15 protein-coding genes are annotated in these 14,170 nt (G+C 61.6%); 3 read left to right on the top strand and 12 right to left on the bottom strand.

Annotation, left to right across the window (positions count from 1 at the left end; genetic code table 11):
* Positions 1-73: 73 nt before the first annotated feature.
* The 4 genes from OE747_RS17945 to OE747_RS17930 form a co-directional block, all read right to left on the bottom strand.
* Positions 74-1,852 carry a DUF4153 domain-containing protein gene (locus OE747_RS17945; RefSeq protein ID WP_263829916.1) on the bottom strand — a complete coding sequence of 593 codons (1,779 nt, stop codon included), beginning with the start codon at positions 1,850-1,852 and terminating at the stop codon, positions 74-76.
* Between the two features lie 92 nt (positions 1,853-1,944).
* Complete coding sequence (locus OE747_RS17940) at positions 1,945-3,504, bottom strand: trimethylamine methyltransferase family protein (protein WP_263829915.1); 1,560 nt, start codon at positions 3,502-3,504, stop codon at positions 1,945-1,947.
* A 118-nt stretch (positions 3,505-3,622) separates the two neighbouring features.
* Positions 3,623-4,312, bottom strand: coding sequence for an HAD family hydrolase (locus OE747_RS17935; protein ID WP_263829914.1), 690 nt, complete (start codon positions 4,310-4,312; stop codon positions 3,623-3,625).
* Positions 4,313-4,336: 24 nt separating this feature from the next.
* The gene (locus OE747_RS17930; protein WP_263829942.1) at positions 4,337-4,618 is read right to left on the bottom strand and encodes a DUF3572 domain-containing protein; all 282 of its coding nucleotides are present in this window, start codon (positions 4,616-4,618) and stop codon (positions 4,337-4,339) included.
* 31 nt (positions 4,619-4,649) lie between these two features.
* Between OE747_RS17930 and OE747_RS17925 the strand changes: the two genes are divergently transcribed.
* On the top strand, positions 4,650-6,140 hold the full coding sequence (locus OE747_RS17925) for a diguanylate cyclase (protein ID WP_318527321.1): 1,491 nt from the start codon (positions 4,650-4,652) through the stop codon (positions 6,138-6,140).
* Here OE747_RS17925 and OE747_RS17920 read toward each other — a convergent pair.
* The 4 genes from OE747_RS17920 to OE747_RS17905 are packed head-to-tail and all read right to left on the bottom strand — an operon-like array spanning position 6,114 to position 8,030.
* Positions 6,114-6,581 carry a periplasmic heavy metal sensor gene (locus OE747_RS17920; RefSeq protein WP_263829913.1) on the bottom strand — a complete coding sequence of 156 codons (468 nt, stop codon included), beginning with the start codon at positions 6,579-6,581 and terminating at the stop codon, positions 6,114-6,116. The genes OE747_RS17925 and OE747_RS17920 overlap by 27 nt on opposite strands.
* Complete coding sequence (locus OE747_RS17915) at positions 6,582-6,935, bottom strand: hypothetical protein (protein ID WP_263829912.1); 354 nt, start codon at positions 6,933-6,935, stop codon at positions 6,582-6,584.
* Position 6,936: 1 nt separating this feature from the next.
* Complete coding sequence (locus tag OE747_RS17910; RefSeq protein WP_263829911.1) at positions 6,937-7,554, bottom strand: RNA polymerase sigma factor; 618 nt, start codon at positions 7,552-7,554, stop codon at positions 6,937-6,939.
* 5 nt (positions 7,555-7,559) lie between these two features.
* The gene (locus tag OE747_RS17905; RefSeq protein WP_263829910.1) at positions 7,560-8,030 is read right to left on the bottom strand and encodes an EF-hand domain-containing protein; all 471 of its coding nucleotides are present in this window, start codon (positions 8,028-8,030) and stop codon (positions 7,560-7,562) included.
* A gap of 221 nt (positions 8,031-8,251) precedes the next feature.
* On the opposite strand from OE747_RS17905, the gene OE747_RS17900 reads away from it, so the two are divergent.
* Together OE747_RS17900 and OE747_RS17895 are read left to right on the top strand one after the other, a co-directional pair.
* Positions 8,252-8,644 carry a DUF983 domain-containing protein gene (locus tag OE747_RS17900; protein WP_263829909.1) on the top strand — a complete coding sequence of 131 codons (393 nt, stop codon included), beginning with the start codon at positions 8,252-8,254 and terminating at the stop codon, positions 8,642-8,644.
* Positions 8,645-8,666: 22 nt separating this feature from the next.
* A complete protein-coding gene (locus OE747_RS17895) occupies positions 8,667-9,368 on the top strand; it encodes an NUDIX hydrolase (protein ID WP_263829908.1) in 702 nt (233 codons plus the stop codon).
* Positions 9,369-9,450: 82 nt separating this feature from the next.
* On the opposite strand, the gene OE747_RS17890 is transcribed toward OE747_RS17895, so the two are convergent.
* The 4 genes from OE747_RS17890 to nuoN are packed head-to-tail and all read right to left on the bottom strand — an operon-like array spanning position 9,451 to position 14,157.
* Positions 9,451-11,118, bottom strand: a complete 1,668-nt coding sequence (locus tag OE747_RS17890; RefSeq protein WP_263829907.1) for a ribonuclease J — start codon at positions 11,116-11,118, stop codon at positions 9,451-9,453.
* Positions 11,115-11,894, bottom strand: a complete 780-nt coding sequence (locus tag OE747_RS17885) for a type III pantothenate kinase (protein ID WP_263829906.1) — start codon at positions 11,892-11,894, stop codon at positions 11,115-11,117. The genes OE747_RS17890 and OE747_RS17885 overlap by 4 nt, the downstream gene beginning before the upstream one ends.
* 13 nt (positions 11,895-11,907) lie before the next feature.
* Positions 11,908-12,657, bottom strand: coding sequence for a biotin--[acetyl-CoA-carboxylase] ligase (locus tag OE747_RS17880; RefSeq protein WP_263829905.1), 750 nt, complete (start codon positions 12,655-12,657; stop codon positions 11,908-11,910).
* 57 nt (positions 12,658-12,714) lie between these two features.
* The gene (gene nuoN, locus OE747_RS17875; protein WP_263829904.1) at positions 12,715-14,157 is read right to left on the bottom strand and encodes an NADH-quinone oxidoreductase subunit NuoN; all 1,443 of its coding nucleotides are present in this window, start codon (positions 14,155-14,157) and stop codon (positions 12,715-12,717) included.
* Between the last annotated feature and the right edge of the window lie 13 nt (positions 14,158-14,170).

Below are 14,170 nucleotides of genomic sequence, written 5' to 3'. Positions count from 1 at the left end.
TACGTTCACCACAGTCTCACACCGGAAACGTTAACAAAGCTCCAACATCTCATCAGAGATTGATCAAATGCTCCTAATCCCTGGGCGCGATCACCCGCCCCGCAACGGCCAACGCCTTCTGTCCCGAGGGCACAATAGAAAACTGCCCATCCTGGGCCTGTATCAAGACATCGACCGGAAAGGTCTCGGTCCGGTCTTCGGCACGGTCTCCGGCGACCCGCAAACGCAAGTCGCCGTTTGAGCTGCGCAACAGATGAGTGATCCGCACAACTCCGTCGGTATCCACAAACAACACCAACGCTTGCCCATCGGCATCCGCGATCGGGCTAAAGGCACCGCGCAGAAACAGGCATCCCGGACGACCGTTCGGCAATACCTGCTTGCATCCGTCATGCCAGGCCTCAAGCTGGTGTGCTGGAACATCGGTCAGATCAGAGGCATCCAGCGGCGCCCCCGCCCCGGCCACCGGCATCGTCGCCATCAGCTCTGGCACAACGGCCTCTGAGGACAACAAGAACTCAGGCTCACTAAACTGATAACGACTGTCGATCCGCCGGGCTCGATTGATCAAGCGCAGCATCCTCTGGTCGCTGCGGGTCTGCGCGATTGCCGCCAATTGTTCAAGCCCGCGATCCCCGGCCTTTCCCCAGTCGTGCGCCATCTCCCAAATCGGCAGTTCGTCAGAGTCGGCGGTGTTGGTTTCATAGCGCGCGACCTGGCTCGCCGTAGAAATACGGTTGCCATCCAGCACGGGTGTCAGCCAGATCGCCGCCAGGGTGACAAGCAGGATTGCGAAGGCGACGTTGCATCGGCGCAGGCGGGCCTGCCAGTTTGCCCCGACAAGCGCCAACCCGGCATATCCGATCGCGTAAACCGCCAGAAGTCCGGTAACGAGCACCGCCAACAGCCGATCCGGCGTCCAACCATAGCTTGAGACACGGATCGCCAGAGCCCAGGCGGCCAGCCCAACCAGAATTGGCAACAGCAAAGCCAGCAGGCGTGTCGCCCTTGTTATTCCGGCGGTCTGAACGGCATGCGCATCGTCGCGATCGACTGCCGTTGAAATCAACCCGATAGCCACCGACGCCGTCGCCAGCAGGATCGCAGCGGATGAAAGATCACCAAACAACCCGGTCAGACCGCGCAATGGCAGCGCTATCAAGAAAATAGAGACAATCGCCAGCATGACCGGCACCAACAGGCGAAGCAACCGAAGCAGGGGAAAAGGCGCAACCTTCTCCCTGACTTCGTAGATCACGGCCAAGCCAAAACCGACAATCGCCCCGCTTAATCCAAAAGCCAGCCAACTGGTGCGCATGACAATGTCGACCAGCCCCACTTTGACCAGATCAAGCAAGGCATCGGACAGGAACAGAACCAGCCACACCATCGCCAGAAACAGCCAGGCCAGGAGAAAGCGGGTCGTGATCTCCCATGCGGTTTCAAACAGGGCGCCATAATCGTTCCAGCGCCTGGGATCCGTCAGCCAGACCGCCAGAAACGGCGTCGCGACAAAGATCAGGGTGCTCAATGTCGAAACCAGGTTCGCATGATCGAGCGCATCGGTCGCCAGGTCGAAACGAGAACCGGCCGACAGAGACAATGCGGTCGCGGGGAGCGAGAGCACAAGCGCGCCAACCAGCGATCGCAGCAAGCCGACGGTGCCCGACATGGCCAGTGATACGCCGAACTGCACCAGGACAAAGGTCAGCAGGCCGAGCCGCACCATATCAGGGACAGACGGCACCGACCAGGTCTCGGCCAAAGCCCACAGCGCCAGAGCGGCCACGAAACCGATAAGCGCCTGGCCCAGCCGGGCACGGATTTCGGGCGTAAGGCGATTGTCGGGCATGGTTTCTTCTTTGCTCAGTCCATGTTCAGACGAGAGTAGCCGCCAAGGCGGCCAGACTCCATGGGGTGCAGCACAAAGACGTCGGTGCCCTTTCAAAAATCGGTGGGCGCGCCGCCTTCGGATTTACGGCGGGACACAAAGTCGGCCAGTTCCTCCCGGATCGCTTCGTCGAGGGGCGGTGCCTCGAAACTGCCGATGATCTCCTTGAACATGTGATGCGCGCGCTCAGGCGTCCATATGGCGCCTGCCGCCTCCCATCCCTCGTAATTCTTCCAGTCGCTCAGGAACGGCTGGTAAAAGGCCGTGCTATAGCGGTCCTGAGTGTGCTGGATGCCAAAGAAATGACCGTCATTGCCCACTGCCCGTATCGCGTCCAGCGCGATGTCGTCGGGTGTGGTGGCATAGGTGTCAGGCTCCATATAACGCTGGATCTGCTGGAGGATTTCGCAATCCATGATGAACTTCTCGGGACTGGCGATCAGCCCGCCCTCGAGCCAGCCGGCGGCGTGGTAGACCATGTTGGTGCCCGACTGGACCGCCGCCCAAAGCGAGTTGGACGTCTCCCACATCGCCTGACCATCGGGCACGTTGGCGGCGCAGACCCCGGACGAGCGAACCGGCAGCCCATAGAACCGCGCCATCTGGCCGGTCATCTGGGTGGCGCGCATGTATTCCGGCGTACCAAAGGCGGGCGCGCCGGATTTCATGTCCACGTTGCTGGTAAACGTGCCGATCACACAGGGGATGCCGGGCCGCACATATTGGAACAGCGCAATGGCGCACAGCGCCTCGGCCAGCGATTGCGCCACCGCGCCCGCCATGGTCACCGGCGCCATTGCGCCCGCCAGTGTGAAAGGCGTCACCACGATCGCCTGCCCGCGCCGCGCCAGCCGCAGGCAGCCGTCGATCATCGGATGGTCGTGTTTCAGCGGCGAGGTCGAGTTGATGTTGGTATACATCCGCGGCGTCGCCTCGAACTCCTCGTCACTGAGGCCCCCGGCGATGCGCACCATCTCCATCACGTCCTCGACCCGCTCCTTGCCCAGGCTATAGGCATGCATGACCTTGTCCGAGATCGTAAGCTTATCATAAAGCACGTCGAGATGCCGGACCGAGGCATGGATATCTACCGGTTCCACCGGATAGCCGCCCGCAAAATGAATACAGTTGAAATACTGCGTCAGCTTCAGCAGGTTCTGGCACTGTTCGCGATTGCCCGGCACCTTGCGGCCGATCTCCATATCCCAGTAGTTTGGCGGCGAGGAGACATTGCCGAACAGGATCACATTGCCGCCGATCTTGAGCGTTCTGTCGGGATTGCGTGGCGTGAGTGTAAACTCCCGGGGGGCTTTGGCGACCATCTCCATGACCCAGTCACGCCCCATGCGCACCACGTCGCCATCCACCTTGCACCCAGCCTGACGGAACAGGGCCAGAGCTTCTTCGTTGTAGAAGGCGATACCGATCTCTTCGAGAATGCGCATCGCACCGTCGTGAATGGCCTCGACACCTTCCTGATCAAGCGGTTCGGTCGGTCTGTCGACATTTATCGGCAAGCGCCATGGCATCTGTTCGATGACAGCTTTGCCTCTGCGGGCAGCAGCGCCAGCCCGGCCACCGCCACGACGTTTGCGGGTATCGGTATCAGTCATGGAACCCTCCTGATCTGGATGGTTCAAAACTCTCATGTCTCGGGCACCTTGCCGCCCTGACACCGACACCAAGTGTCGTTTTTTTCTGTTTTACTGCCGTCCTAACCGTTTTTTGTGGTCAAGAGGCCAGCCAACCCCGGATATGGCCGATGTCTGGCAGAACTATATCGGCATACGGCGCCAGTTCGTCATGCTTTGCGAGGCCGGTCAGAACCGCAACCGTTGTCATCCCCGCCGCACGTCCCGCCAGCATGTCATGGGTGCTGTCACCCACCATGGCCACGCGCGCTGGAGCGAGACCAACCTTTGCGGCAAAGGCCAGCATCTGGCCCGGCCCGGGTTTGGCGCCATGACCGCTGTCAAAACCAGCGATGAAGTCAAACCTGTCGGCCACCCCGATCGACCCCAGATGCGCGCGCGCCGGGGCCTCGCCATCATTGGTGGCGACACCCAGTTTCAGACCGCGTCCACGCATATCGTCCAGAAAGGCAGCCAGCGGCACCGCCTGAACCTGCGGCGCGCGGGCGCTTTCCTCGTTGATCATCGCAATCAGTTCCGCATGAGCGAAACCAGGCAGCGCTGGCAGCAGGGCCTCGGCGATCTCGCTCGGGGTGCCCGCGATCACGATACTGTCGCGCGCATATTGCCCCTGGTCAAAGTCAAAGCCGATCATCGCCCCCAACTGCGCGGCGCGCGCAGCGTCGCCGCCCCCCACACGGGTCAGAAAGGACCGGCCAAACGCCCCCCAGGTCGCCGCAAAATCGAACAGGGTTCCATCCTTATCGAACAACAAGGCGTCAATTGGCATCGGTTATGGCTCCGGGTTGAGAGATCAGGTCCAGTGCACTTTGGCTCCGGCCAATACGACAAGTGCCTGCATAGGATAGTCGTATGCCAAGCGCTCTGCATCGCAAAACGCGACGACCCAAGCGTCGTCCATAGTGAGAAACTCCAGCACCGAGGCCAGGAAAGCGCGTTCGGTGGCACGTTCTTTCATTTCAGCGGGATCAGCACCTGTCGAACCCAGAAAAACCGGCAAGAGATCATCATTGCCCAAGAGCCAGACCAGAGCTTTCAGGGCGATAGTTTCGGCGGCATCGGCGGAAAACGGCATAGCCATCGGGGTGTTAACGTTCGGAAAGGGTTTGTTAACCAGTCTCATAAACACTTTGACAAGAATTGAAAGCAATAGTCGAAGGGCTGGAGCAGTGCAGGGAACGATACTGATACTTGATGGCGTTTCCACCAACCGGATCATGCTCAAGGTCCAGTTGTCGGCGGCATGGTATCATGTCGTCCAGAGCGACCGGATGGAAGGAGTGCTCGCGATCATTCGCAGGGTCCGGCCCGACCTGATCCTGTGCGCGCTTACCCTGCCGGATGGAAATGCGTTGGATCTCAAGAGGTTTCTGACCAGCACTCCGGATTGCGCCGACATTCCCTTGATCGCGATTGCACCACAGAATGACCAATCAGCACGCCACAAGGCATTGGCGGCAGGTATTGACGACGTCTTGAGCCAACCGTGTGACGATGTCATTCTACTGGCCCGGATCCGAAGTCTGATCCGGGCGCATTCCAGAGCCCAGGAACTGCGAGAGCAGAGCGGTTCGCATATCATGGAACTTGATGAAAGCCCGGTCGACTACCTCGTGCCGCGCCGCCTGGCGAACATCGCGATAGTGACCCAGACACCGGGAACCGGTGCGATCTGGCGCTCCCGGCTCAAGGGGCTGATGGCACACAACATGGATCTGCATCGCATCGAAGATGCACAGAACCTGCTCAATGAACGGGCACCGGATGCGATCGTGGTCGAGTTGAACGACGGTTCGACCGGCATGCGACTGCTCGCCGACTTGCGTGCCCGGACCAGCACCCGAAATTCCGCAATCATTGCTGTGCCGAACCCGGCCAACCCGCACCTGGCCGCCGATGCGCTGGACAGAGGCGCGGATGATGTGATGCCTGCCGGGTTCGAAGTAGGCGAACTAACATTGCGTCTGGAAACGCAACTCCAGCGCAAGACGCGGACGGACAGGTATCGCGATTCTCTTCGCGCCCGAGTCGAAGCTGCAATGATTGATCCGATGACCGGCCTTTACAACCGGCGCTATGCCATGCCTGAGTTGCAGAGGCTGGCGGGGCTGACCGCCGATACCGGCAAACCCGTTGCCGTCATGCTGGCCGATCTTGATCATTTCAAGACAATCAACGACCGGTATGGCCACCCCACTGGCGACGCGGTGCTGGTCGAAACGGCGATGCGGATGAAATCGCAACTCCGGCCTGCCGACTTGTTGGCACGTATTGGCGGCGAAGAATTCCTGATCGTGTTGCCGGGGACAAAGAAAGACGAAGCCCTGCAAGTGGCCAATAGGCTGTGCGCCCATATCAATCGTAGTGCTTTCGCGATTTCAGATAGCGGCGAACATGTCTCGGTAAGCCTTAGCATTGGCTTGTTTGCCGCCACGGCATCGGAACTGCGCGGTTTCCATCGCGATCAGCTTGCAACCAAGATGATCGCCCGCGCCGACCATGCGCTGTATGTCGCAAAAGAATCGGGCCGCAACCAGGTTTCGACAGCAACGGTCGTGCCGCTGCCGCTGTCAGTCCCGCCAGGGTTTGTGGCGTGATTTCCGGCCAAGGGACACCACGCGCTCTGCATATTCAGCGCGCTCGTCTTCGCTCATTGCCGCGATATGGCTCAACAACGCTTGCTGCATCGAGGCCGATCTTTGGCCGCGCATTTCTTCCAGTGCCCGCATATGGGCGGCGAAACCCTCGGGATCGAATGGGCGCGCTTTCAGTAATTCGACAATGGCCGACATCGACCGGTTGCCGCGTTCCCTTTCATCTTTCGACGCTTGATGGGACGCCGCCCGCAGCATCACGCGGTCCTGTTCCGGCAAGGCAAGAAAGAGAGCGATAGCTGTCGGCGGCGGCCTGTGTTCCCGGCCCGGCCCATACCGCCAAGCGATACCCAGCCCCAATCCGATCACCAGCAGATTGAATGCAAGCGATACCACCAGCAGCACCCGGATCGGCCATCCGATTTTCTTACCCGTCTCGCTCATTCACCCCTCCTCGCCCAATACATCGACCAATCCGTAATAATTGAGAAACTCACTATCGCCCGACGTTTGAAAAACCAGATCCGAGGGGTCTGGCAGGTTTTCCGGCGGAAACACTCCAATCCAGACCCCGGTAACGCCAGCGGCAACCATGCCGCCCACCCCGGGCCAGCCCCCGAAACCGATCAACAGCTGTTGCCAAAGACCCGGCTCTTTTTGCCTTTCTTCCCCGCGAGGTACCGCAATTCTGTTGGCCTGAATGCGATCGGCATCCGCCAGGATGCGCCCGACGAGATCATCCGGGACGTCCCGCCGCGCATGACGCGCGGCAGCCAGCATGTCATCCAGTCTCGTCATGTCATCCGTCATCGTGATACCCCAATTCATCTTTGCGTCCCGCCAGAACCGCGGCCAGTGTCCGTTTGCCACGCGCTGTCAGGCTTTCAACCGCTTCAACCCCGATCTCCATGATCCCGGCAATCTCAGGGTTCGAAAGCTCTTCGATATGACGCAGCACCACGGCTTGCCGCTGCCGAACCGGCAATGTCATCAACGCCTCCTGAAGCGCATCCACACGCGCCACGTCAAGCATGCGGTCCATCGCTGCCGGGCTGCCATCTTCCGGCTCTGGAATGCCGTCAAGGGCCAGCGCCTGTCTGCGCCTGCGAAGGTCGAGGCACAGATTCATGACTACGCGATAAAGCCAGGTGCTGACCTTGGCCTGACCACTCTGCCATTCTGGCGCGATGCGCCACAGGCGCAGCATCGCTTCTTGCATGACATCTTCGGCCTCGGCCCGGTTGCCCAGAACCCGCAACGCCACAGAGTAGGCCCGCGGCCCCAGCAACCCGACCAGTTCACGCGCGGCCTCGGGATCCCCGTTGGCATAAAGCCGCAGAAGCGCCTCCTCCGTGACAGGGGCCGCGGCAGGGGGGCTGCCGCGATCCTTGGAGCCTTTGGAGGCCAGGTCCTTCATCCAGATCAGTGCTTCTGTTTGCCGCCAAAGCCGTGACGCCCGTGACGCTCTGACATCCGCTGCTGCATCTGCGCAAATTCCTCCTCGGTAATCGCTCCGTCACCATCGGCATCGATCCGGCCAAAGAAACGCCCCATATCCTTCTTCGGCTGAGGCATTTCATCCTGACTCAACTGGCCGTCCTTGTTGCTGTCAAGCCGCTCAAGCATATGGGTGACATGTTCAGAGACGCGCGATTGCGCCTCGGCCTCCAGTTCGGAGCGGCTCAGCAGCCCGTTGCCATCGGTGTCGACGCCCGAGAAGCGCGCGGCCCGGTGCCCCTGCATTTCCTCCATCGTGATCTTGCCATCGCCATTGGAATCCAGTTCCGAGAAACTGTGACGCGGCCCCGCGCCCGGCCCCATGGCCCAAACGGTCGACGCGGTTGCCGCAGCCGTTACCAGTACAAATCCCGCAACCAAGCCTGCAAGTTTCATGTCGATCATCCTTTGTCTTCGGCGGCACCGTACCGCCGTTCATTATACTCAAACGCGGCACTCGCGCTTCTCCGTCGCGAATTTCGGAGATTTTGGTGACGCTTCACGAATAGGTGAGATTCGGCTAGATTTTTGCGACATCCAGACGCAAGACGGCTCAGCACCCTTTCCGTCGCCCGCAAAGACAGTCAGATTGGCGCACACACATGAACGAGCGACACATGACCGACCAGACCGCCTGTGCAGTCAACGACCGACCGACATGGCCTGCCCTTTTTGCCGGGTTCCGCGGCAAGTGCCCCAATTGTGGCGAAGGCAAGCTGTTGCATTCCTATCTCAAGGTGAACGACTGCTGCGCAAACTGCGGCGAGGCGTTTTACCATCACCGCGCGGATGATGGCCCGGCCTATCTGACGATTCTGTTTGTCGGGCACCTGATGGCCCCTCTGCTGCTGGTGGTGTTCGAAACCTGGCGTCCCAACCCGATGACCCTGTTCAGCGTCTTTGCGCTTGGCTGCGTTTCATTATCGCTCTACCTTTTGCCTCGACTGAAGGGGAGCGTGGTGGCCTATCAATGGGCACGGCGCATGCATGGATTTGACAGTTCCATCTGACCCCGGTCCGGCAGGAGGGGACATGGAGCAGGACAAAGCGGCAATCCGCAACGCGGCCACGGTGATCGTCTTGCGTGACAGGGCAAGCGACCCGGCGATCCTCATGGGACAACGCGGGGCTAAGGCGGCATTCATGCCAAACAAGTTCGTCTTTCCTGGCGGGGCCGTGGACAAGGCCGATACGGGCATACCGCTGGCAACCCCGCTGCCGCAGGTCTGCGCGGAGCGGCTGAGCGAAAAGTCATCCGAGGACTTGGGCCACGCTCTGGCCGTGGCTGCCGTGCGTGAGCTTTGGGAAGAGACCGGGCTGATTCTGGGCAAGCCGGGATACTGGTCCGGCGCGGTACCCGACGATTGGAAAAGCTTCGCCGCCACCGGGCATCTGCCAGCGGCAGATGCCTTGCAGTTTGTGTTCCGCGCGCTCACCCCTCCTGGGCGGCCCCGTCGCTTCGATGCCAGGTTCTTTTTGGTCGATGCCGGTGAAATCTCGGGCGATCTCGACGACTTCACCCATGCCTCCGATGAACTGTCGCATTTGCAGTGGATACCGCTAAAAGACGCACGCCGGTTCGACCTGCCGTTCATTACCGAGGTCGTTCTGGCCGAAGTCGCAGGCCGGGTCGATGACCCAACGCCCCCGGAGTCGGTACCCTATTTTCACAACAACGACGAAGCAAGCCTGTTCCTGCGGCTGCGCGGCTATCCGATGCCCGAGACCGGCTGAGCGGCCCGAGCGGCGCGCCACAAGATTTGACATCAAATCTTGTCCACAAGGTCTTGTTTCAAGACCTTGACCGGCGCCCGGATCAGCGCATCCGGCTGATCACCACCGTCACCTCGGGCTTCTTGCCAATCTCCGTTTGGGCCGATTGCCGGGCGATCCGCCGCAGCGCTTCCTCCAGCCGGTCATCATCGCGCAACGTCTTCTGATTCGAGCGCATAAGGAACTGGTTCAGGTCCTCTTCCAGCACATCGACCAGCGGTGCCTTGGATGTGCCGAACTCGGGCAACCCGATGATGTCGCACCAGGGTTCACCCAGCGGCTCATCCTCTTCGTCCATGATCACCGTGACCGTCACATGCCCGTTCAGCGCCATCCGGATCCGGTTGCGGATCACCCCGTCGAGCGCGCCCACCTGTACCGAGCCGTCCAGATAGGTGCGCCCTGTCTCGATATGGGCGGCGACCACCGGCGCATTGCCGCTGAGGTCCAGCATGGTGCCGTTCACCGCCACCACGCCCTGACGCCCTCCCGTCTCGGCGAGGCGCGCATGTTCGCGCAGATGCCGGTGCTCACCATGCATCGGGATCACCATTTGCGGGTCGATCAGCGCATGTACCCGCTCCAGATCGGGGCGGTTGGCATGGCCCGAGACGTGATACCGGCCCGAGCTGTCGTCGACCACATCCACGCCCTTTTCGCTGAGCTGGTTGATGATGCGGATCACTTCCTTTTCGTTGCCCGGGATGGTCTTGGACGAGAACAGGAACAGATCCCCCTCGGCCAGTTCCAGCCCGCGATACTTACCCCGCGCCAGCTGCGCGCTGGCGGCGCGGCGCTCGCCCTGGCTGCCGGTCACGATCAGCATCAGATGATCACGCGGGATGTCCTGTGCCTCCTCGGGGCTGATCACGGGCGGAAACTCGGACAGCACGCCGGTCTCCATCGACGCCTCGATCATCCGCCGCATGGCGCGGCCCAGCAGAACCACCGAGCGCCCGGCGCGGGCGCCCGCTTCGGCCAGGGTCCGCACCCGCGCCACGTTCGAGGCGAATGTGGTCGCCACCACCATGCCGGTGGCGCCCGCCACCAGTTTCTCGATTTCGGGGCCGACCTCTGACTCCGAGCGGCCCGGATTGGGCGAGAATACATTGGTCGAGTCGCAGACCAGCGCCTGCACCCCGCTCTTACCCACCGAGTCCCACAGGTCGGGATCAAAGGCCTCGCCCACCACCGGGTTGGGGTCGAGCTTGAAATCGCCGGTATGCACGACCCGGCCCGCCGGCGTGTCGATGACCAGCGCGGCGCTTTCCGGGATCGAATGCGATACCGGCAGGAATCCCACGGTAAAGGGACCGGCCCGCACCTGTTCGGGCCAGGCCGAAACCGTCTGTACCGCCTCCTCGGGCAGGCCCAGTTCGGACATCTTGCGCCGGGCGATATTGGCGGTGAAGGCGCGCGCATGGATCGGCTTGCGCAACTGGTCATAGGTATGGGCGACCGCGCCCACGTGATCCTCATGCGCATGGGTGATGAAAACCGCCTCCAGCCGGTCGGCATTCTCCCGCAGCCACGAAATGTCAGCCCAGATCAGATCCACACCCGGCGTGGTGTCCATATCGGAAAAGGCCACGCCAATATCGACCAGGATCAGCCTTTCCTGCCCCGGCTTGCCATAACCATAGACGTAGGCGTTCATGCCGATCTCGCCGGCGCCTCCCAATGGAAGGTAGATCAATCTCTCGCGGCTCATACGGTCCCGTTTTCCTTGTTATAGCGATGGATCACGGTCAGCCCGTGCATCGTAAGATCGTCTTCGAAGATATCGAACAGAATTTCGCTTTGCTGGAACAGCGCCGCCAGACCGCCGGTGGCAATGACCTGCATCTCCCGGTCGCGTTCCGCCTTGATCCGGGCGCAGATCTCCTTGACCAGACCGACATAGCCCCAGAACACGCCAGATTGCATGCAAGCGACCGTATTGGTTCCGATCACCGCCTGCGGCTTGGCGATATCCACATGCGGCAGCGCCGCCGCCGCCATGTGCAGCGCCTCGAGGCTCAGGTTCACGCCGGGCGCGATCACGCCGCCCACATAGGCGCCATCGTCATCGACAACGTCGAATGTGGTGGCGGTGCCAAAATCGACCACGATCTTGTTGCCGCCATGGCGGTCATAGGCACCAGCGGCATTGACAAGACGGTCGGGGCCGACCGCCGTTCCCACATCGACGCGCGGCAGAACCGGCAAAAGGCAGTCGGGCTTGCCCACCACCAGCGGACGGCAGCCAAAGAAGCGGTCGGCAAAGACGCGCAGGTTGAACACCACGCGCGGCACCGTGGACGAGATGATCACATCGGTGATGTCGGTTTCGATGCCGTAGTGTTTGATCAGGGTCGAATACCAGGTGAAATAGGCATCCGCCGTGCGCGCGTGATGGGTCGAGGTCCTGAGCGTGCACAGGAATTTCTCGCCATCCCAGATCGAGAAGACGGTATTGGTGTTGCCGCAATCAATGGCCAGAAGCATGGCCCTGTCTCCCTTAGAAATAGACCTCTGCCGCCGGGATGCTGACCCGGCCCTGGGCGGTGTTTAGGACAAGGTTGCCGTCCGCGTCCACCGTTTCAAAGGTGCCCACGCTTTCCGACGTTGCGGTACGGGCGATGATTACCTCGCCCAGACGGGCGGCGCGAGCCAGCCAGGCACTGCGGATAGGCGCAAAGCCATAGGTCAGGAATTGCGTCTCATACCGGGCAAAAGCGGCGGCCAGTTCAGTCAGAAACAGCTCCGGCTCCACTCGCGCGCCGGTTTCCGACAGCAGCGAGACCGGTCGCACCGCGCCCGTCTCGACCGCGTCGGCGCCGGGGGCATCGGCTAGATTGACGCCGATACCGATGGCCAGATGGGCCACCCCACCGCCATGACCGGTGCTTTCCAGCAGGATGCCCGCCAGCTTGCCACCGTTCAGCAGCACGTCATTGGGCCATTTCAGCGACAACCCGTCGGCCCGTCCAGTCACCGCCACGCAGGCATCGAACAATGCCAGCGCGGCGACAAAGCTGCGCAGGGCGGCCTGTTTCGCCTCGCCCACCGGGCGCATCACCAGCGTTGCCGCCAGATTGCCGTGGGCCTGGGTCCAGGCCCGGCCGCGCCGCCCGCGCGCGGCGGTCTGGCGCCGTGCCATGATCCATTCCGGCCCCGACAGCGTGGGTGCAACCCGGGTCGCCTCGTTCAGGGTGCTGTCGACCTCGTCCAGCACCCGCTTGCCATAGCCCTGGGGCCAATCACTCATAGCGCAAAAAGGCCCGGTCCGCGGACCGAGCCCTCCTTTGTTGGTTGTGTTGCGGGATCAGTTGACAAGCGTCGCCGCCGCGGCGGCTGCCGCCCCTTCGACCCCGAACTGATAGAACAGACCCACCAGCATCATCGCCGCCGACCCCATCAGCGCCACCCACAGCACGGGCGAGGAATGGGTATCGATCGGCTCTTCATTCTCGGCGCCGAAATACATGTAGAAGACGATGCGCAGATAGTAGAAGGCACCGATGACCGAGGCGATGGCCGAGGCCACGACCAGCCCCATCAGCCCGGCATCGACACCGGCCTGCCAGACGCCCAGCTTGGCAAAGAAGCCCAGCATCGGCGGCACGCCCGCCAGGCTGAACATCAGAATCAGCACCGCCAGCGCCTTGCCCGGATCACGGCGCGAGAACTGGCGCAGGGCGTCGATATCCACCACCGGCTGGCCGTCCCGCTCCATCATCAGGATAAAGGCAAAGGTACCCACGTTCATGGTGACATAGATCGCTAGATAGATCAGCATTGCCTGCACGCCCGTCTGGGTGCCTGCCGCCAAGCCGATCAGGGCATAGCCCATATGCGCGATGGACGAAAACGCCATCAGACGCTTGATGTTGCGCTGGCCGATCGCGGCCACCGCACCCAGGAACATGCTGAGCACCGAGAGCACCACCAGCACCTGTTGCCAGTCGCTGACCGCGTTTCCGAAGGCATCAAACATCAGCCGCGCGAACAGACCCATCGCCGCCACCTTGGGTGCGGTGGCAAAAAAGGCGGTGATCGGGGTGGGCGAGCCTTCGTAGACATCCGGCGTCCACATGTGGAAGGGCACCGCCGAGACCTTGAACGCCAGACCCGAGATCAGGAAGATCAGACCAAAGAGCAACCCGATCGAGACCTCGCCATGATGGGCGCTGGTCAGGATGCCCGAGAACAGCGTGGTGCCGGTATAGCCATAGACCAGCGACGCGCCGTAAAGCAGCAGGCCCGAGCTGAGCGCACCCAACACGAAGTATTTCAGACCCGCCTCGGTCGATTTCGCACTGTCGCGGCGCAGCGAGGCCACGACGTAGAGCGCCAGCGATTGCAGTTCGAGCCCCATATATAGGGACATCAGGTCACCGGCGCTGACCATCATCATCATGCCGACGGCAGCCAGTGCCACCAGCAAGGGATATTCGAACCGCAACAGCCCGCGCCGCGCCATGTAGTCCTGGCTCATCAGCAGAACGGCACCGGCCGAAAGCAGGATCGCCACCTTGGCGAAACGGGCGAACGCGTCATCGACGAACATGCCGCCAAAAGCCACGCGGGTGCCGCTGTCCTGGGTCGCGATCCAGATCGCCAGCACCGCCATCAGCGCCGCTGTGGTCCAGACCAGAACCGGGCCCATCCCGTCCTTGGTGGTATAGACCGCCCCCAGCAGCGCCGCCATCGCATAGAGCGCCAGAACGATCTCGGGCAGGATAATGTACAGATCAGCCTGGATCATGTTCCCAAAGCTC

Source organism: Ruegeria aquimaris (assembly GCF_025751555.1).
In the GTDB taxonomy this organism is placed as follows: Bacteria; Pseudomonadota; Alphaproteobacteria; order Rhodobacterales; family Rhodobacteraceae; genus Ruegeria_B; species Ruegeria_B aquimaris.
This window is presented reverse-complemented; position numbering and strand designations above follow the sequence as displayed.

What these genes read in the sequence shown, in the direction of transcription:
- OE747_RS17945 (WP_263829916.1), bottom strand. Translation starts at nt 1,852, where the DNA reads ATGCCCGACAATCGCCTTACGCCCGAAATCCGTGCCCGGCTGGGCCAG.
- OE747_RS17940 (WP_263829915.1), bottom strand. Translation starts at nt 3,504, where the DNA reads ATGACTGATACCGATACCCGCAAACGTCGTGGCGGTGGCCGGGCTGGC.
- OE747_RS17935 (WP_263829914.1), bottom strand. Translation starts at nt 4,312, where the DNA reads ATGCCAATTGACGCCTTGTTGTTCGATAAGGATGGAACCCTGTTCGAT.
- OE747_RS17930 (WP_263829942.1), bottom strand. Translation starts at nt 4,618, where the DNA reads ATGCCGTTTTCCGCCGATGCCGCCGAAACTATCGCCCTGAAAGCTCTG.
- OE747_RS17920 (WP_263829913.1), bottom strand. Translation starts at nt 6,581, where the DNA reads ATGAGCGAGACGGGTAAGAAAATCGGATGGCCGATCCGGGTGCTGCTG.
- OE747_RS17915 (WP_263829912.1), bottom strand. Translation starts at nt 6,935, where the DNA reads ATGACGAGACTGGATGACATGCTGGCTGCCGCGCGTCATGCGCGGCGG.
- OE747_RS17910 (WP_263829911.1), bottom strand. Translation starts at nt 7,554, where the DNA reads ATGAAGGACCTGGCCTCCAAAGGCTCCAAGGATCGCGGCAGCCCCCCT.
- OE747_RS17905 (WP_263829910.1), bottom strand. Translation starts at nt 8,030, where the DNA reads ATGAAACTTGCAGGCTTGGTTGCGGGATTTGTACTGGTAACGGCTGCG.
- OE747_RS17900 (WP_263829909.1), top strand. Translation starts at nt 8,252, where the DNA reads ATGACCGACCAGACCGCCTGTGCAGTCAACGACCGACCGACATGGCCT.
- OE747_RS17895 (WP_263829908.1), top strand. Translation starts at nt 8,667, where the DNA reads ATGGAGCAGGACAAAGCGGCAATCCGCAACGCGGCCACGGTGATCGTC.
- OE747_RS17890 (WP_263829907.1), bottom strand. Translation starts at nt 11,118, where the DNA reads ATGAGCCGCGAGAGATTGATCTACCTTCCATTGGGAGGCGCCGGCGAG.
- OE747_RS17885 (WP_263829906.1), bottom strand. Translation starts at nt 11,894, where the DNA reads ATGCTTCTGGCCATTGATTGCGGCAACACCAATACCGTCTTCTCGATC.
- OE747_RS17880 (WP_263829905.1), bottom strand. Translation starts at nt 12,657, where the DNA reads ATGAGTGATTGGCCCCAGGGCTATGGCAAGCGGGTGCTGGACGAGGTC.
- nuoN (WP_263829904.1), bottom strand. Translation starts at nt 14,157, where the DNA reads ATGATCCAGGCTGATCTGTACATTATCCTGCCCGAGATCGTTCTGGCG.